At 74.0% G+C, this 18,158-nt stretch carries 15 protein-coding genes; 10 read left to right on the top strand and 5 right to left on the bottom strand.

All coding sequences use genetic code 11. From position 1 onward, the window contains the following. The first annotated feature begins 128 nt into the window (after window positions 1-128). A complete protein-coding gene (locus ACFV3E_RS33355; protein WP_500538171.1) occupies window positions 129-1,199 on the top strand; it encodes a DUF4190 domain-containing protein in 1,071 nt (356 codons plus the stop codon). On the opposite strand, the gene ACFV3E_RS33360 is transcribed toward ACFV3E_RS33355, so the two are convergent. Together ACFV3E_RS33360 and ACFV3E_RS33365 are read right to left on the bottom strand one after the other, a co-directional pair. Continuing rightward, window positions 1,138-1,842: a response regulator gene (locus ACFV3E_RS33360; RefSeq protein ID WP_500366684.1), complete on the bottom strand. Its 705-nt coding sequence runs from the start codon at window positions 1,840-1,842 to the stop codon at window positions 1,138-1,140. The genes ACFV3E_RS33355 and ACFV3E_RS33360 overlap by 62 nt on opposite strands. After that, window positions 1,839-3,044 (bottom strand): sensor histidine kinase, encoded by a 1,206-nt coding sequence (locus ACFV3E_RS33365; protein ID WP_500538173.1) that lies wholly within the window; start codon window positions 3,042-3,044, stop codon window positions 1,839-1,841. Before ACFV3E_RS33365 ends, ACFV3E_RS33360 begins: the two co-directional genes overlap by 4 nt. Before the next feature lie 211 nt (window positions 3,045-3,255). Between ACFV3E_RS33365 and ACFV3E_RS33370 the strand changes: the two genes are divergently transcribed. From ACFV3E_RS33370 to ACFV3E_RS33410, 9 genes are all read left to right on the top strand, one after another. Further along, complete coding sequence (locus ACFV3E_RS33370) at window positions 3,256-4,296, top strand: carboxymuconolactone decarboxylase family protein (protein ID WP_500538175.1); 1,041 nt, start codon at window positions 3,256-3,258, stop codon at window positions 4,294-4,296. Between the two features lie 152 nt (window positions 4,297-4,448). Continuing rightward, complete coding sequence (locus ACFV3E_RS33375) at window positions 4,449-5,414, top strand: LAETG motif-containing sortase-dependent surface protein (protein ID WP_500538177.1); 966 nt, start codon at window positions 4,449-4,451, stop codon at window positions 5,412-5,414. 162 nt (window positions 5,415-5,576) lie between these two features. Continuing rightward, window positions 5,577-6,863 (top strand): M14 family zinc carboxypeptidase, encoded by a 1,287-nt coding sequence (locus ACFV3E_RS33380; RefSeq protein WP_500538179.1) that lies wholly within the window; start codon window positions 5,577-5,579, stop codon window positions 6,861-6,863. A 90-nt stretch (window positions 6,864-6,953) separates the two neighbouring features. After that, window positions 6,954-7,709 carry a GntR family transcriptional regulator gene (locus ACFV3E_RS33385; protein ID WP_500538181.1) on the top strand — a complete coding sequence of 252 codons (756 nt, stop codon included), beginning with the start codon at window positions 6,954-6,956 and terminating at the stop codon, window positions 7,707-7,709. Window positions 7,710-7,999: 290 nt separating this feature from the next. Further along, window positions 8,000-8,437: an RpiB/LacA/LacB family sugar-phosphate isomerase gene (locus tag ACFV3E_RS33390; RefSeq protein WP_500328035.1), complete on the top strand. Its 438-nt coding sequence runs from the start codon at window positions 8,000-8,002 to the stop codon at window positions 8,435-8,437. Next, window positions 8,434-8,601, top strand: a complete 168-nt coding sequence (locus ACFV3E_RS33395; RefSeq protein WP_500366673.1) for an SPOR domain-containing protein — start codon at window positions 8,434-8,436, stop codon at window positions 8,599-8,601. The genes ACFV3E_RS33390 and ACFV3E_RS33395 overlap by 4 nt, the downstream gene beginning before the upstream one ends. A 50-nt stretch (window positions 8,602-8,651) precedes the next feature. Next, window positions 8,652-9,068 (top strand): (deoxy)nucleoside triphosphate pyrophosphohydrolase, encoded by a 417-nt coding sequence (locus tag ACFV3E_RS33400; protein ID WP_500538183.1) that lies wholly within the window; start codon window positions 8,652-8,654, stop codon window positions 9,066-9,068. A 139-nt stretch (window positions 9,069-9,207) separates the two neighbouring features. Further along, the gene (locus ACFV3E_RS33405) at window positions 9,208-11,829 is read left to right on the top strand and encodes a SpoIIE family protein phosphatase (protein ID WP_500538185.1); all 2,622 of its coding nucleotides are present in this window, start codon (window positions 9,208-9,210) and stop codon (window positions 11,827-11,829) included. A 145-nt stretch (window positions 11,830-11,974) separates the two neighbouring features. Next, window positions 11,975-14,593 carry a SpoIIE family protein phosphatase gene (locus tag ACFV3E_RS33410; protein WP_500538187.1) on the top strand — a complete coding sequence of 873 codons (2,619 nt, stop codon included), beginning with the start codon at window positions 11,975-11,977 and terminating at the stop codon, window positions 14,591-14,593. A gap of 34 nt (window positions 14,594-14,627) precedes the next feature. Here the strand turns inward: ACFV3E_RS33410 and ACFV3E_RS33415 are convergent, their stop codons facing one another. Genes ACFV3E_RS33415 through sdhC form a run of 3 tightly spaced genes read right to left on the bottom strand, consistent with a single transcriptional unit; the run spans window position 14,628 to window position 18,150 of the window. After that, the gene (locus ACFV3E_RS33415) at window positions 14,628-15,395 is read right to left on the bottom strand and encodes a succinate dehydrogenase/fumarate reductase iron-sulfur subunit (RefSeq protein WP_500538189.1); all 768 of its coding nucleotides are present in this window, start codon (window positions 15,393-15,395) and stop codon (window positions 14,628-14,630) included. Continuing rightward, window positions 15,392-17,305 (bottom strand): fumarate reductase/succinate dehydrogenase flavoprotein subunit, encoded by a 1,914-nt coding sequence (locus ACFV3E_RS33420; protein WP_500538191.1) that lies wholly within the window; start codon window positions 17,303-17,305, stop codon window positions 15,392-15,394. The genes ACFV3E_RS33415 and ACFV3E_RS33420 overlap by 4 nt, the downstream gene beginning before the upstream one ends. Next, window positions 17,305-18,150, bottom strand: a complete 846-nt coding sequence (gene sdhC / locus ACFV3E_RS33425; RefSeq protein ID WP_500335003.1) for a succinate dehydrogenase subunit SdhC — start codon at window positions 18,148-18,150, stop codon at window positions 17,305-17,307. The genes ACFV3E_RS33420 and sdhC overlap by 1 nt, the downstream gene beginning before the upstream one ends. Window positions 18,151-18,158 lie beyond the last annotated feature (8 nt).

Below are 18,158 nucleotides of genomic sequence, written 5' to 3' on the forward strand. Positions count from 1 at the left end.
GTGGCTCCCCCTCGGGTGTCTGCGCCCGGCTGGCAGAACCCTAACGGTGGCCGCCGACAGCGGGTGGCGGAGGCCGGGATATATTCGCGCGGCCGTTCGCCACGCCACCCGTCCGTGAGGAGCCGTTCGTGCAGCCTCCGCCGTATCCGTCGTACCCCCTCCAGCCGGCGCTCCCGCCCGCGGCGCAGCGGGCGCCGCTGAACGGGCTTGCCGTCGCCGCGCTGGTGACCGGGCTGCTGTGCATGCTGCCGGTGGTCGGCGTCGTGCTGGGGACGATCGCGCTGGTGCGGATCAAACGGACCGGCGCGCGCGGCAAGGGCATGGCCGTCACCGGCCTGGTGCTGTCGGCCGTCGGCACGCTGCTGTGCGCCCTGGTGCTCGCCGGCGGGGCCGCCGCGTTCGTCAAGAGCTTCAAGGAGGGCGTCAGGGAAGGGGCGCGGGACGACGGCGCCTTCTCGCTGCGGCGGGGCGACTGCTTCGACACCCCCGGCGGCGACCTGGAGGCCCCGACCGCCGACATGGACACCGTGCCCTGCGCACAAGGGCACGCCGGCGAGGTGGTCGGGACCTTCCGGCTGCCCCGGCCCCAGGGCTACCCGGGCGACACGGAGCTCAAGGACCTCGTGGAGGACCGCTGCCAACGGCTGTCCGACACCTACGCCATGGACAGCTGGGCGGTGCCGGCGGACGTCACGGTGTACTACTACGCCCCCGACCGGGAGACCTGGAAGCTCGGGGACCGGGAGGTGACCTGCGTGTTCGGCAAGGACAACGGCGCGCTCAAGGGCTCCCTGCGGCAGGACACGAGCACGCTCGACGCGCACCAGGTCGCCTATCTGAAGGCCGCCAACGTCCTCAACGAGGCCATGGCGAAGGGGCCGGAGGAGGAGTACGTCGAGGACGACCTCGAGGGCTACCGCACCTGGGCCGGCCAGGTCTCGGTCGCCCTCGCCGCCGAGGCCCGGGCGCTCGACGCCCACGACTGGCCGGCCGGCGCCGGGCGACCGGTCGCCGCGCTCGTGGCGGAGGCCGGGAAGGCACGGGCGCACTGGGCCAAGGCCGCCGCGGCGAAGGACGCGGACGCCTACTACGAGCACTACGAGGCCGCGGACTCGCACAGCGGCCACGAGGAGGCCGTCAGGGCACGGGAGGCGCTGGGGCTGGCCACGACGGTCGCGGCGGCGAACCCTTCGGTGTGATCAGCCCCGACTCGTAGGCGTAGACGACCAGTTGGGCGCGGTCGCGGGCGCCCAGCTTGGTCATCGCCCGGCTGACGTGGGTCTTGGCGGTGAGCGGGCTGATGACCATCCGCCCGGCGACCTCGTCGTTGCTGAGCCCGCGGGCGACGAGCGCGAGCACCTCGCGCTCCCGGTTGGTCAGCGCCTCAAGGCCCGCCGCGTGCGTGGCGTCGGGCGGCCGCGCGACGAACTCGCCGATCAGCCTGCGCGTGATGGCGGGGGAGAGCAGGGCGTCGCCGCGCTCGGCGACGTGGATGGCCTGGACGAGGTCGGCGGGTTCGGTGTCCTTCAGCAGGAATCCGCTGGCGCCGGCGCGCAGCGCGTCGAAGACGTACTCGTCCAGGCCGTAGTTGGTCAGGATGACCACGTGCACCCCGGCCAGCCGCGGATCTGCGGCGATCAGCCGGGTCGCGCCGATCCCGTCGAGCACGGGCATCTGGACGTCGAGGAGCACCACGTCGGGCACGTGCCGCCGGGCGAGTTCGACGCCCTGCTGACCGTCGCCCGCCTCGGCCACCACCTCGATGCCGTCCTCGGCGTCGAGGAGGGCGCGGAATCCGGCCCGCATCAGCGCCTGGTCGTCGACGATCAGCACGCGGATCACGACACCTCCTCCAGCGGCGCCCCGGCCGCCCCGGCCGCCGTCCTGCCGTCGGCCGCCGGCAGCCCGTCCAGGGGCAGTTCGGCCCGTACGGAGAAGCCGCCCTCGGGCCGCGGCCCGGCGCGCAGCCGTCCGCCGAGCGCGGTCACCCGCTCCCGCATCCCGGTCAGCCCGACCCCGGGCACCGGGCCGTCCCCGGGGGCCGCGGTGCCGTCGTCGTCGATCTGCACGACCAGTTCCCGGTCGCCGTACTCGATGCGGACGGTGGCCCGGGGCTCAGGACCGGCGTGCCGGGTGACGTTGGTGAGCGCCTCCTGCACGATCCGGTAGGCGGCCCGGTCGACCCCGTCGGCCAGCGGCCGTTCCCGTCCGCCGACCGTGACGCTGGTGGGCAGTCCGGCCGTGCGCGAGCGCTCCACCAGGTCCTCGATCCGGTCCAGGCCGTGGCCGCCGCCGGTGCCGCGCAGCACCTCCAGGGTCGCGCGCAGCTCCCGCATCGCCTCCCCGCTCGCCTCCTGGATCGCCAGCAGCGCGGCGGGCACCTCCTCGCCGCGCTTGCGGGCCAGGTGGACGGCGACCCCGGCCTGCAGCTTGATGATCGAGATGCTGTGGGTGAGCGAGTCGTGCAGCTCCCGGGCGATCCGCAGCCGCTCCTCGCCGGCCCGGCGCAACGCCGCCTCCTCGCGGGTGCGTTCGGCGTCCAGCGCCCGCCGCTCCAGCTGCTCCAGGTAGGCCCGGCGGTGCCGGCCCACCACGGCCATGGCGACCGAGGCCAGGAACCAGCCGAGCAGCAGCGCGGTGGACTGCGCCGACGTGGGCGCGGGCTGCCCGGAGGCGAGGTAGCCGGTGAGGAACGCCAGCGCCGACAGCTGCACCGGCAGCCGCTTCCCGCCCGACCTGACCGCCATGTGGACCGCGACCAGCACGGGGAACGCCGCCGAGGGACCGGGGTGCACCCGCAGCGCGTACGCCAGCATGCAGCCGGTGCACAGCAGCAGCGCCGCCGCGGGCCGGCGGCGGCTCCCGGCCACCGCCAGCGCGCCCACCAGGCCCAGTGCCAGGTCGAGGGCGTTCGAGGGGCGCGGTACCCCGGGCAGCAGCAGGACGTCGACGGCCAGGACGACGCCGAGCACCGCGTCGAAGGCGACGCCCCGCCACCCCCGCAGCCCGGCCCACCCCTGACGCCCGATCAGCGTGCCACCCATGCCCGCACCCTACGCCGCCCCGCGGGGCGGCACGTCCTCCCCGAAGACGGCTCCGCGGCTACTCCCGGTGGAGTAGTCCCGCCCGCGGCCCCGGCGTCCGGAGCAGTGGCATCCCCCTTCCCCCGGAGGACGACCGGCGGGACCCCGGGCGGCCACCATCGAGCCGTCGAGAACACCGCCGTCCACGATCCGTCAGCGAGGAGGCCCGGCCATGGCCACGCCCTTCCGTCTCACCACTCCCGCGCCACCCGGCGACGCCACGGGCCGCACCGCCGAGGTCTACGCCCAGCTCGCCGCCGACTTCGGCATCGGCCGCGCGCCGACCTTCGTCGCGCTGTCGGCCGCCCCCGACCTGCTCGCGGCGACCTGGGCCGTGCTGCGCGAGTCGCTGCTCGCCGGCCGCGTGCCGCGCACCGACAAGGAGCTCGTCGCCCTGGGAGTGTCGGCGGCGAACCGCTGCCCCTTCTGCGTGGACGCGCACACCGTCCTGCTGCACGCCACCGGTGACCACCGCCTCGCCGAGACGGTCGCCCGCGGCGGCACGCCGGACGACCCCGCCCAGGCCGCGCTGGTCTCCTGGGGCGGGGCGACCGCGACCCCCGGCGCGCCCGCGGCCGCGGCGCACCCCTTCGGCCCGCAGGACGCGCCGGAGTTCATCGGCACCGCGCTCGCCTTCCACTTCGTCAACCGGATGGTGTCCGCCCTGCTGACCGAGGACATGCTCCCCGGCGGACTGCAGCGGCTGCGGCTGGTGCGCAGCCTGGGCGGCCGGGCCCTGGCCCGTACCGTCCGCAGGCCGCTGCCCCCGGGTGCCAGCCTGCCCCTGCTGCGCGGCCCTGCCGGGCCCGCGCCGCAGTGGGCCGCGGACGCCCCGGTGGGCACCGCCTTCGCCGCGCTGCGGCGGGCCGCCGCCGTGGGCGGGCGGCGGCTCGGCGACGCGGCCCGGGAGGCGGTCGTGGCCGCGGTCGATGCCTGGGACGGCGCGCATCCGCCGCTCGGCGGCGACTGGACCGCCGCGCCGCTGGCCGCCGTGCCCGCCGCCGAACGCCCCGGCGCACGGCTGGCGCTGCTCGCCGCCCTCGCCCCGTACCGGATCACCGAGGCGGACGCCGAGGCCTGGCGGACCGCCGATCCCGACCCCTACGACGCCGACCTGGTGAGGGTGCTGGCCTTCGGCGCGATGACCGCGGTGTGCCGGATCGAGACCTCGGTCCACGAGCCTTTGCTTCGCCCCAGGTTGACAGCCCATTGACAGAGCCACGACGATGCGTGGTGCCACTGGGGCCGTTGAGCCCCGTGTGCACTTCGACCACTCGCCCGGTGACGCCTCGGCCTGCTCACGTACGGGGAGAGCTGCCGTCAGCCGCGCCCGCCGGGCCACGCAACGCCAAGATTGGGTTCTGCATGTCCATATCGCGACGTGTCACCGTCGGACGGCTGCTGGGCGTGAGCGCCGCGGCCGTCGCCCTCACCGCCGTGGGTGCCACCTCCGCCTGGGCCGGCGACTGCCCGGGCGGCAAGGGCTGGGACCGCGGTGGCCACCACGGCTACAAGCCCGGCCAGGGCGGCGGCACCAAGACCTCCACCGACCGCTGCGAGTTCTCGCTCGACGGCACGGCCTGGTACCCGTCGGTCAAGGTGGACGACGTCAACCTCAAGCCCGGCGAGGACGGCAAGGTCCACGTCAAGGTCCGGGTCGCGGACGGCTCCTCGTCCTGCACCGTGTCCCTCGCCTCTTACCGCACCCACGGCGCCACCTTCCAGACCTCCGGCAAGCAGGTGTTCCACGACTGGGACACCGTGAAGATCACCACCGGCACCGACACCCTCGACGTGGCCGTGCCGGACGTCACCTGCTTCGCGCAGATCGACCTGTACTACGGCAACAAGAAGTACGACGGCGTCCTGGACGCCAACGACGGCTACGAGCACGGCGACCTGCCCGAGGGCCCGGACCACGCGGTCATCGGCGACAAGAAGATCGCCTGGTGGAACGGCGGCACGAAGGACTGCACCACGCAGACCGTCCCGTCCACCCCCGCCACCTCGACCCCGACCACCCCCTCGGGCGGCGAGACCACCCCCGCCGGTGGCGAGACCACCCCGGCCGGCGGCGAGGAGACCACCCCCGCCGCGACCGAGACCCCCTCGGCCACCGCCCCGGCCTCGGAGTCGGCGTCGGCGTCCGCCTCGCCGTCCGAGTCCGTCGAGGCCGCGACCTCCGAGTCCCCCAACGGCGGCTCGGGCGACCTCGCCGAGACCGGCAGCAGCAACGTGGGCATGATCTCGGCCGCCGCGGCCGTGCTGCTGGCCGCCGGTGGCGGTGTGGTCCTCGCGACCCGTCGCCGTCAGGCCGCCGGCCGGCACTGACCGCGCACCGGCACCCGCCGGGCGGAGGAGGGGTACGGCTGCTGACGCAGCCGTACCCCTCCTCCGTGTCGGGTCCGACAGCCGCCCGACGCGCTCTAGCCCCGGCTCCGTACGGATTGGAACAATCCGAACCTGACCGTAGGGACCGATGCGGGGGGCTGCATGACATCTCCGGGGGAGACCGCTGTCGGCGAGCGCTACCCGACCGTGGACGAGGTCGCCGCGGCGGCCAGGGCCCTGGCGCTCCGCCGGCCCGACGTCTGCCGGCTGCGGACGGTGGGCCTCTCCCGGGCCGGGGAGCCGCTGCTGCTGCTCTCGGTCGGGCACGGATCGCGCAACGTCCTGGTGGTGGCCGGCCCGCATGCCAACGAGATGGTCGGCGGTGCCACCGTGCTGCTGCTGGCCCGGCGGGTCACCGCCGACCCCGTGCTGCGGGACGGCGCCGACGCCGCCTGGCACTTCCTGCTCTGCGCGGACCCGGACGGCGCCCGGCTCAACGAGGCCGTCCCCGACGCCCGGTTCACCATGCTCGGCCACTACCGGCACTTCTTCCGCCCGCGCGCCGCCGAGCAGCCCGAGTGGCTGCCGGACGACGGCACGCTGGACGGCGCGCTGCCCGAGACCCGCGCGCTGATCGGGGTCATCGACGAGCTGCGGCCGGTGCTGCAGTGCTCGCTGCACGGCATCGACGTGGGCGGCACCTTCATCCAGGTGACCCGGGAGATCCCACGGCTGGCGGAGCGGATCGCCAAGTCCGCCGCCGAGTTCGACATCCCCCTGGAGGCCGGTTCCTCCGACGCCTTCCACTGGCCGAGCCCCGGCCCGGGGGTGTACGTGCTGCCGCCGCCCGGCGGCCCGCGCGAGGACGCCTCCAACTCGACCTGGACGTACGCCCACCGGTACGGCGGGGTCACCGCGATCGCCGAGGTGCCCATGTGGGCGTGCGACCGCGCCGCCGACACCTCGCCGCACCCGAGTGCCGACGGCGCGCTGCGCACCGCGGGTGAGGCGCTGCGCCGGGCCAGCCTGCTGGTCGGCGGGCTCATCGGGGAGGTGGGTCCGCACCTGCCCGGGGACGGCGGGCCGTTGCTGCGCGCGGCGCGGGAGATCGTCGCGGTCGGCCCGGCGCTGGCCGCCGACTGGGACCCGGCCCTGCGCACCGCGGCCGCGCCGCCGCTGCCCGCGATGACCCGGGCCCGGGTCAGCAGCGTCGAGATCTACGCGCAGCGACTGCCGCTGCGCGCCGCCGCGATGCTGCTGCGGGTGGTCCGTACCGTGGACCACGGGCCGACCCCGCTGGTGGCCGTGCGCGAATTGCTGGAGGGGCTGGTGGCGGACTGGTGCGAGGCGTACGAGACCGCGCACCGGGCCCGCTGGATCCCGGTGCGCCAGCAGGCGGAGCAGCACGCACGGGTGGTGCTCGCGGCCTTCGATCTGCTGCCCGGGTGACGCGACACGGGTAAAGCCTTGCGGAAGGCTTGCGGGTGGCAACCCTGAGTTGTCAAGCTGTCGCACACAGTCAACCCGAGGGAGGGGCACGTGCCTTTCGGTGAGCAGCCCGCGTACCTGCGCGTCGCCGAGGATCTCCGCCGCAAGATCCTCGACGGCAGCCTCCCTCCGCACACCCGCCTGCCCTCGCAGGCCCGCATCAGGGCGGAGTACGGGGTGTCCGACACCGTCGCCCTGGAGGCCCGCAAGGTGCTGATGGCCGAGGGCTTCGTCGAGGGCCGGTCCGGCTCGGGCACGTACGTGCGCGAACGCCCCGACCCGCGGCTGGTCGTGCGCACCGGCTACCGGCCGGGCAGCGGCCAGGCGACGCCGTTCCGTCAGGAGCAGGCCGACGAGGGCTTCAAGGGCACCTGGGAGTCGAACAGCTTCCAGGAGGCGGCGAACGCGCGCGTCGCCGAACGGCTCGGCATCAAACCGGGCGACCGCGTGATGCGCACGCGCTACCTCTACCGGACGGAGGGCGAGCCGATGATGATGGCCACGTCCTGGGAGCCGCTGTCGGTGACCGGCCGTTCGCCCGTCCTGCTGCCGGAGGAGGGCCCGTTGGCCGGCCAGGGCGTGGTGGAGCGCATGACCGCGCTCGACGTCGTGGTCGACAACGTGGCCGAGGACGTCGGCGCCCGGCCGGGACTCGCCGAGGAGACCGCGGTGCTGGGCGGGGTGCCCGGCCACGTGGTCATCGAGATCCACCGGACGTACTACGCCTCCGGGCTCCCCGTCGAGACCGCGGACATCGTCATCCCGGCCGACCGCTACCGGGTCTCGTACCGGATGCCGGTGAAGTGACGCCGCCCGGGCGCCGGGCGGCCGCCGGCGGGCCACGTCGGCTGAGTCCGGGGCACCCGGCGGGCGGCGCCGCTTCCGCGCCGGTGTCCGCAAGTCCGCTGGTGGGCCGCGTGGGCGCGGGGCGCCGGCGGTGCGCGGGGCGTGGAGGGCGGCGCCGGGGCGCGCGCCGATGCGCGGGAGGCGCGGACAAGAGCCCCTTCTGAGTCAACTCCCAATCGAACATGGCCCGATCGAGTCGAATACTGCCCGAACGTGTCCGGCGCGTCACGTTCGGGCGTAGGCTCCGGCATATGCGCATCGCCGTTTCCTCGGACATGGACGAGCCGGTTGCGCGGCTGGTCGTCGACGAACTGCGCCGCCGCGGCCACACCGTGATCGCCTACGGCGCCCTGCGCGCCGGCGACCGCAAGGACTGGGCGTGGAGCGCGGAGAGCGCCGCCCGGGACCTCGCGGAGGGCCGCGCGGACCAGGCCGTCGTGTGCTGCTGGACGGGCACGGGGGCCGCCATCGCCGCCAACAAGGTGTCCGGCGTCCGTGCCGCCCTGTGCGTCGACGCCTACTCCGCGGACGGCGCCCGCAAGTGGAACGACGCCAACGCACTCGCCCTGAGCCTGCGTCTGACCAGCGAGCCCCTGCTCAAGGAGATCCTCGACGCCTGGTTCGCCGGCGTCCCGAGCGGCGAGGACGACGACCGGGCCAACGTGGCGCACCTGGAGGACATCCGATGAGCGAGCTGGTCTGGGTCGTCATACGTCAGGACGACAACGGCAACCGTTACCGGGTCGGCCGCTACGCCACCCGGCAGGAGGCCGAACGCGTCGCCGACGCCCTGGACGCGCGCGGCCACAAGCAGCTCTACCTCATCGAGCGGATCGACCGGCGCGCGTCGTAGCCGTCCGCCACGGACAGCCGCCACGGGCCGCCACGGATAGGGTGCCGCCCATGACGACGCAGGACGTGACGGTGGTGGTCGGCGCGGCCGTGCTCGACCGGGGCAGGCTGCTCGCGGCGCGGCGCAGTGCGCCCCCGGAGCTGGCGGGGCGGTGGGAGCTGCCCGGCGGCAAGCTCGAACCCGGGGAGACGGCGCCGCAGGCGCTGACCCGTGAGCTCCGCGAGGAACTGGGCGTGGAGGCCGAGGCGCTGGAGCGGGTCCCCGGCGAATGGCCACTGGGGCCCGGCTACGTCCTGCAGGTGTGGACGGCCCGCATCCTGTCCGGGGAGCCCCGGCCGCTGGAGGACCACGACGAGCTGCGCTGGCTCACCCCCGACCGTCTCGACGAGGTCGACTGGCTCGACCAGGACCGTCCCGCGGCCGCCTGGGCGGCGGCCCGGGCCGTCCGGGGGCCCACCCCGGGCTGACCGCCCCCGCTCCCCCGGGACCGCCCACGGCGCGCCAGGACGGATATGCGGCGCGGAATATCGGGTATGGGGGGATTGATCCGCCGACGGTCGGCCGGCCCTGAGCCGGTGGCCCTGCATTGGTCTGGGGTCCCCACACGTGAGCGGGAGCGAGGACGGCACAGCCAAGGGCGAGGACCCGGGACACCCCGAGTCCCCGGCCGGGCACGGGCGTGCCCACGCCGGTCTCCATCCCGGACCCGCGGGACCGGTGCCGGGCGGGCCCACCGCCTCCGGGACGCTCCTGGACACACTGCGGCTGGCCGTGGTCATGCTCGACACCTCCGGCCGCGTCCTGCTCTGGAGCCCCCTCGCGGAGGAGATGCTCGGCTGGGCGGGCGAGCACATCGTGGGCCGCCGGGTCTCCGCCCTGATCGGCCCCGGCGAGGACGGCCGGCCGTGGAGGACACCGCCCGCCGCCCGCCGGACGGCCTCTGTGCCCCGCCCCGGCCCCGCCGAACGCATCCTCGCCGAGCTGCTGCGCACCGGCCGCTGGGAGGGCATCCTCTCCGTCCGGCACCGCGACGGCCACCAGGTGCAGGTCGAGGCGCGCGCCTCGCTCCTCGTGGACGGCGACGGCCGGCCCTTCGTCCTGGTGTCGATCGCCGAGACCAGCCGGATCCGCGGCATGGAGCACGACCTGGCGGCACTGGACTCGCTCTTCGGCTCCTCGCCCCTCGGCGTCGCGATCTTCGACACCGAGCTGCGCTACGTCCGTGTCAACGAGGCCCTGGCGCGGATGAACGGCGTCCCCGCCGAGGACACCCTCGGCCACCGCGTCGAGGAGATCGTGGCCGCCGAGGCCGCCGACGAGCTCGCCACCCTCCAGCGGCACGTGCTGGCCACCGGGCGCGCGGTCATCGACGTCGTCGTGCCGGGCCCGGCCGGGGGGTGGCGCTCGGTGTCGTACCACCGGCTGGAGGACCGGGCGGGCCGGGTGCTGGGCATCAGCTGCACCGTGATGGACGTGACGGAGCGCCAGCAGAGCGCCGAGAAGATCGAGCGGGCCCGGCGCCGGCTGGCGCTGCTCAACGACGTCGGCTCACGCCTGGCGGACCTGCTGGACGTACGGCGGATCGCCGAGGAACTGGCCAGGACCGTCGTGCCGCGGTTCAGCGACTACAGCGGGGTGATCCTGCACGCGGCGGTGCCGGACGGCGGGGAACTGCCCGGCGCCCCGTACGGGGAGCGCACCGAGATGCGCCAGCTCGGCATCGGGGCGGCCAAGGAGGGCCCCCTGGTCGACCTGATGATCGGCATCGGCAAGGTCATCCAGGTCGACCGGGCGTCCGTCTTCGGGTCCGTGCTGCACAGCGCACGGCCCGCCCTGGTGGGCAGTGCGGACGAACTGCGCGACACCGTCACCACCTTCCCGGGCGACCCCAAGGTGCAGGCCGCCCTGGACCTCGGCATCCACTCGCTGATGGTCGCCCCGCTGCGGGCCCGCGGCATCGTCCTCGGGCTGCTGGTCGTCAGCCGCGCCGGCGGGCGCGAGCCCTTCGACGCCGACGACGTCGCCCTCGCCATGGAACTGTGCGACCGCTCCGCCGCCGCCCTGGACAACGCCCGCCTCTACATCCGCGAACGCGAGGGCGCCCTGATGCTGCAGCGCAGCCTGCTGCCGCGGAGCGTGCCCGAGCCGCCCGGCGTCGACCTCGCCTTCCGCTACGTCCCCGGCAGCACCGGGGCGGCGGCGGGCGGCGACTGGTTCGACGTCATCCCGCTCGCCGGCGGCCGGGTCGCCCTCGTCGTCGGGGACGTCATCGGCCACGGGCTGCGCGCCGCCGCCACGATGGGCCGGCTGCGCACCGCCGTACGGACCCTGGCCGCCCTGGAGATGGCGCCGGAGGAACTGCTGCGCCGCGTCGACGACCTCGGCGACGACCTGGCCGCGGGCACCGCCGAGGGCTGGACCGCGACCTGCGTCTACGCCGTCTACGACCCCTCCACCCGGCGGCTGGTCGTGGCCCGCGCCGGGCACCCGCCGCCGGTCCTTGTGGAGCCCGGCGCCCACGGGGGCGGCCGGGCCCGGCTGCTGGACTCCCCGGCCGGGGTGCCGCTGGGCGTCGGCGGCGTGGACTTCGAGTCGGTCGAGCTCGACGTGCCCGACTCCTCCGTCCTCGTGCTCTACACCGACGGCCTGGTCGAGGCGCGCGGCGAGGACATCGGGATCGGCATGGACCGGCTGCGGTCGGTGCTCGCCCGCCGTCCGCTGCGCTCCCTGGAGGAGGCCTGCGACGACCTGCTGGCCACCCTCGCCCACGGCCGCGAACCAGACGACGTGGCCCTGCTCATGGCCCGCCTCGGCGGCCTCCCGGAGGGCAGCACCGCCCACTGGACGTTCGCGGCCGAGCCGAGCGCCGTCCGCCGTGCCCGGCGGCAGGTGCGGGAGACCCTCGGGGACTGGGGGCTGCGCGACCTCACCGACGTCACCGTGCTGCTCGTCAGCGAACTCGTCACCAACTCCCTGCGGTACGCCCGCGGGCCCATCGGCGTGCGCATGGTGCGTGGCACCTCGCTGCTGGTCGAGGTCTCCGACCCGCTGCCCGACCCGCCCCGCCGGCGCGCCGCGGGCGAGGAGGACGAGGGCGGCCGCGGGCTGCAACTGGTCGCCCACACCTCCCGTCGCTGGGGCACGCGGCACGGGCCGCTGGGAAAGACGGTCTGGTTCGAGCTCGCCCTCCCCGCCCCGGCGACCGCCGCGGGCGGCCCGCGCGGATGACCGGTCACGCACGGTTCGGCGGGCCGGAGCAGGGTAGTTGAAGTGGGGCGTCGGCGGAATTCGTACGCCTCGAGATGATGCTGTGATCGACAAGTGCATGTGCGGAACGGGGGTAATGCTGAATACTCGGCACCAGCCGGTCCGTATGTGTGAGCTGGAGGGGTCGGGCGTGAACGATGAGCCGTCGGGGGTTGTTGGGCCCCGGAACCCTGAGGCCGTGACACAGAGCGCCTGGCAGTCCAGTCCGCCCGGCTCCCTCTACGACTACATCCGGGTGGCCTCGTTCTCCCTCGGCCCCGACGGGCGGATCGAGCAGTGGAGCGAGCGCGCCGAGGAGTTCTTCGGCGTATCCGCCGCCGAGGCGCTGGGCCAGGACCCGATCACCGCCTTCGTCCCCGAGGACCGGCGTACCCGGGCGCACGAGCGTATCGCGGAGATCCTCGACGGGCGCGAGTGGATCGGCACCGTGCCGTACCGCGACAAGGCCGGCCAGGAGGGCCTGGCCGAGGTCTACGTCATGCCCTCGCGGAGCGAGACCGGCGGGCGCGGGGCGCTCTGCATCGCCGTGGACGTCCGCGTCCTGCGTCAGATCGAGACCGATCTCGCCTCCTCGCAGGCGGTGTTCGGCCAGTCGCCGATGGGCTTCATCCTCTTCGACACCAACCTCAAGCTGCTCCGCGTCAACCAGCGCTTCGCCACCGTCTTCGGCCGCAGCCCAGGCGACCACCGGGGCCGCACCCCGCACGACTTCCTCTCCCGCGTCGAGGCCGACCGGCTCACCGCCGCGCTCAAGCAGGTGCTCGACAGCGGCGACCCGGTGCTGGACATGACGATCGTCGGCACCGTCTCCTCGGGGTCCGGCGCCAACAACCGCAGGCGCTGGGCGATCTCGCTGTACCGGCTGCACAGCGGCAGCGGCCGTCCCATCGGCGTCGCCGGCCTCGCCCAGGACGTCACGGGACGCCAGCGCGCCGAGCGGGAGGCCGCGCACACCCGGCGCAACCTGGCCCTGCTCAACGAGGCCAGCCGGCGCATCGGCAGCTCCCTGGACCTGGAGACCACCGCCCGCGAACTGCTCGACGTCGCCGTGCCGCATTTCTGCGACCTGGCCTCCGTCGACCTCTACCAGGCGCTCCTGGTCGGCGAGGAGGGCCCGGTCGGCACCGCCGACGGCAGCGGCGAGGTCCGCCGGGTCGCCTTCGCCAGCGCCGTCTCCGACGCCCCCGTCGCCCCCCTGGACGGCGGCCACACGGGCGGCCCCGTCTCCGTGGGCGCCGTCCACCGCTACCCCTTCAACTCCCCCTGGGCGGGCGCCCTGCGCACCGCACAGACCCAGGTCATAGGCGCCGACGGCGGCGATCCGGAGGTGGAGCTCGGCGAACTCGGCGGAGGCCTGGTGCAGTCCACCCTCGCCGTGCCCGTCGTCGCCCGCGACACCGTCCTGGGCCTGGTCCAGTTCGCCCGTGCCAAGGGCAGCGAACCGTTCTCCGAGCGCGACCGGATGCTCGCCGAGGAACTCGCCGCCCGCGCCGCGGTCTTCATCGACAACGCCCGGCTCTACCGGCGCGAGCACGAACGCGCCCTCATCCTGCAGCGCAGCCTCCTCCCGCCCGGCAACCCCGAGGCCGCCGGACTCGACATCGCCTGCCGCTACCTGCCCGGCAACATGGAGACCGAGGTCGGCGGCGACTGGTTCGACGTCATCGAGCTCCCCGGCCACCGCACCGCGCTCGTCGTGGGCGACGTCATGGGCCGCGGACTGCGCGCCGCCGTCGCCATGGGCGAGCTGCGCACCGCCGTACGCACCCTGGCGCTCCTGGACATCGAGCCCGCCGACGTGCTCTCCGCCCTCGACGAGGTCGCCCGCGGCCTCGGAGGCAGCGGCGACGGCCGCAGCAACCGGCGCGGCAAGGAGGCCGACGGCTCCGACCTGTCCGAGGTCTACCTCGCCACCTGCGTCTACGCCGTCTACGACGCCATCACCCGGCGGGTCACCATCGCCAACGCCGGCCACCTGCCGCCGGTCCTGGTCGAACCCGGCGAGCAGGCCATGATGCTGGAGGTGCCCACCGGCATGCCGCTGGGCGTCGGCGGCGAGCCCTTCGAGGAGGTCGAGGTCGACCTGCCGGACGGCGCCCTCCTGGCCCTCTACACCGACGGTCTCGTCGAGTCCCGCAACCACCCGCTCGACGAGGGCCTGCGCGCCTTCCGTGCCGCGCTCGACGAACCCCAGCGCCCGCTGGAGGACGTCTGCGACCACATACTCGCCCGGCTCGACACCGCCCACGGCGAGGACGACATCGCCCTGCTCATGGCGCGCGTCCACGGCCTGCCCGAGGACTCCGTGGGCGACTGGACGCTGGAGCCCAACCCCCGCTCCGTGGCCCGCGCCCGCGAGCTCGCCCGCGACTGCCTGGTCGCCTGGGGCCTGGCCGCGCTGGTCGACACCACCGAACTGCTCGTCAGCGAACTGGTCACCAACGCCCTGCGGCACGGCCAGGGCGACATCCGGCTGCGCCTGCTGCGCGACCGCACCCTGGTCTGCGAGGTCTGGGACGACGCCCTCGCCCAGCCGCGCCGCCGACGCGCCCGGGCCACCGACGAGGGCGGCCGCGGACTGCAGCTGGTCTCCCTGCTCAGCACCCGCTGGGGCTCCCGGCGCACCCACCGCGGCAAGACCGTCTGGTTCGAGCTGGACCTGCCCTCGGACGGCGAGGGCAGCACCGGCGAGGACACGATAGAGGCGCTGCTCAGCCTCTTCTGAGCAGCGCCTCCACAGCGGGGGAGTACCGGACCGGTCAGCTCCTGCGCCGGATCCTGTTGCCGAGCCAGACCAGCGGGTCGTACTTGCGGTCCACCGCGCGCTCCTTGAGGGGGATGAGCGCATTGTCGGTGATCTTGATGTGCTCGGGGCAGACCTCGGTGCAGCACTTGGTGATGTTGCAGTACCCGAGCCCGTGCTCGTCCTGCGCCGACCGCTTGCGGTCCAGGCCCTGCTCCTCCGCCGCGTCCAGCGGGTGCATGTCCAGCTCCGCCACCCGCATCAGGAAGCGCGGACCGGCGAACGCCTTCTTGTTCTCCTCGTGGTCACGGACCACGTGGCAGGTGTCCTGGCACAGGAAGCACTCGATGCACTTGCGGAACTCCTGCGAACGCTCCACGTCCTCCTGGAGCATCCGGTACTCGCCCGGCGCCACGCCCTCGGGCGGGACGAAGGACGGCACCTCCCGCGCCTTCTCGTAGTTGAAGGACACGTCCGTCACCAGGTCCCGCACCACGGGGAAGGCCCGCATCGGCGTGACCGTGATGGTCTCGTCCCGGCCGAACACCGACATGCGGGTCATGCACATCAGCCGCGGCCTGCCGTTGACCTCCGCGCTGCACGAGCCGCACTTGCCGGCCTTGCAGTTCCACCGCACCGCCAGGTCGCCCGCCTGGGTCGCCTGCAGCCGGTGGATGATGTCGAGGACCACCTCGCCGTCGTGGACCTCGACCCGGTAGTCCTGCAGCCCGCCGCCGTCCGCGTCGCCACGCCAGACCCTGAAGTGCCCCGTGTACGTGCTCACCGGTCCAGCTCCTCGTCCGTCAGGTACTTCAGCAACTCGTCCTTCTCGAAGAGCGCGAGCAGGTCGGGCCGGATCGGGTCCATCTCGCGCCGTGTGACCGACACCTCGCCGAACGCGTCCGCCGGTTCGGCCAGTTCGCAGACCAGGTTGAGCTTGCGCCAGCGGCGGTCCATCTCCGGGTGGTCGTCGCGGGTGTGGCCGCCCCGGGACTCGGTGCGCTCCAGCGCCGCCCGGGCCACGCACTCGCTCACCAGCAGCATGTTCCGCAGGTCGATGGCGAGGTGCCAGCCCGGGTTGAACTGCCGGTGCCCCTCGACGCCGGCCCGCCGGGCCCGTACGCGCAGCGCGTCCAGCCGGGTCAGCGCCTCCTCCATCTCGCCCTGCCGGCGGATGATGCCGACCAGGTCGTTCATGGTCTGCTGCAGTTCCTGGTGGAGCGTGTACGGGTTCTCCGGGACCCCGTCCGGCACGGCCCCGGCCTCCGCGCTGAACGGCCGCAGCGCCTCCGCCGCGGCGGCGTCGACCTGCCACTGCGCGACGGCCGGACGTGTGCCGCCGGTCCCGGCCGCGTACTCCGCCGCGTGCAGGCCCGCCCGGCGCCCGAAGACCAGCAGGTCCGAGAGCGAGTTGCCGCCCAGCCGGTTGGAGCCGTGCATGCCGCCGGCCACCTCGCCGGCCGCGAACAGCCCGGGCACGCCGGTCGCCGCCGCCGAGTCCGGGTCGACGTCCACGCCGCCCATCACGTAGTGGCAGGTGGGGCCGACCTCCATGGCCTCGGCGGTGATGTCGACGTCCGCCAGTTCCTTGAACTGGTGGTGCATCGAGGGCAGTTTGCGCCGGATGACCTCGGCGGGCAGCCGCGTGGAGACATCCAGGAACACCCCGCCGTGCGGGGTGCCGCGGCCGGCCTTGACCTCGGAGTTGATCGCGCGGGCCACCTCGTCGCGGGGGAGCAGCTCCGGGGGCCGGCGGTTGTTGTCCGGGTCCTCGTACCAGCGGTCGCCCTCGTCCTCGCTCTGCGCGTACTTCTCCTTGAAGACGTCCGGGACGTAGTCGAACATGAACCGCTTGCCCTCGGAGTTCCGCAGCACCCCGCCGTCGCCGCGCACCGACTCGGTGACGAGGATGCCCTTCACCGACGGCGGCCAGACCATCCCCGTCGGGTGGAACTGCACGAACTCCATGTTGATCAGCGGTGCCCCGGCCAGCAGCGCCAGCGCGTGCCCGTCGCCGGTGTACTCCCAGGAGTTGGACGTCACCTTGAAGGACTTGCCGATGCCGCCGGTCGCCAGCACCACGGCCGGCGCCTCGACGACGAAGAAGCGCCCCGACTCGCGGACGTAGCCGAAGATCCCGGATACGCGGTCGCCGTCCTTGAGCACCCGGGTGACCGTGCACTCCTGGAAGACCTTCAGCCGGGCCTCGTAGTCACCGTGCTCCCGGTGGTCCTCCTGCTGCAGCGAGACGATCTTCTGCTGGAGGGTGCGGATCAGCTCCAGGCCCGTACGGTCGCCGACGTGTGCCAGGCGCGGGTACTCGTGACCGCCGAAGTTGCGCTGGGAGATCTTCCCGTCCTTCGTGCGGTCGAAGAGCGCGCCCCAGGTCTCCAGCTCCCACACCCGGTCCGGCGCCTCGCGGGCGTGCAGCTCCGCCATCCGCCACTGGTTGAGGAACTTCCCGCCGCGCATGGTGTCGCGGAAGTGGACCTGCCAGTTGTCGTGCGGATTGACGTTGGCCATGCTCGCGGCGATGCCGCCCTCGGCCATCACCGTGTGCGCCTTGCCGAAGAGCGACTTGCAGATCACGGCGGTGCGCATGCCCTGCTCGCGCGCCTCGATGGCGGCGCGCAGCCCCGCCCCGCCCGCGCCGACCACGACGACGTCGTACGCGTGCCGTTCGACTTGTGCCATCAGAAGAACCTCGGATCGTCGAACGCCCCACTGGCGACCAGGTAGACATAGAGATCGGCGAGCGCCACGCTCACCAGCGACAGCCAGGCCAGCAGCATGTGGCGGGAGTTGAGCTTCCCCACCCAGGTCCACATGCGGTAGCGCACCGGATGCCGGGAGAAGTGCCGCAGCCGGCCGCCGACGATGTGCCGGCAGGAGTGGCACGAGAAGGTGTACGCCCAGATCAGGGCGATGTTCACCAGCAGCACCAGGGTGCCGAGGCCCATGTGGCCCCACGCCCCGTGCTCGTCCCGGAAGGCGAGCACGACGTCGTAGCTCAGGATCCCGGCGACCGGGATGGCGAAGTAGAAGAAGTACCGGTGGATGTTCTGCAGGATCAGCGGGAACCGCGTCTCACCGGTGTACTTCTCGTGCGGCTCGGCCACCGCGCAGGCGGGTGGCGAGGCCCAGAAGCCTCGGTAGTACGCCTTGCGGTAGTAGTAGCAGGTCAGCCGGAAGCCCAGCGGGAAGATCAGCACCAGCAGGGCGGGGGACAGCCCCCACCAGTCGCCGAACAGCGGCCAGCGCGCGCCGAGCGGCATGTCCACGCAGTTCGAGCCCAGGCAGGGCGAGTAGAACGGCGAGACGTACGGCTCGGCGTAGTAGTGCGCGTTCGCGAAGGCCCGCCACGTCGAGTAGACGACGAAGGCGCCCAGGCCGAGCGCGGTGAGCAGCGGCTGCAGCCACCAGCGGTCGGTGCGCAGATGTCGTGCCGGAATGGCCGCGCGCCCGGCGGAAAGGACGCCGTGGCGCGCGGGTGGAGCGGGTGGAGTCGGCGGAGCGGGTGGTTGTGTGTCGGTGGCCAAGGACTACT

This window comes from Streptomyces sp. NPDC059718 (assembly GCF_042733315.1).
In the GTDB taxonomy this organism is placed as follows: domain Bacteria; phylum Actinomycetota; class Actinomycetes; order Streptomycetales; family Streptomycetaceae; genus Actinacidiphila.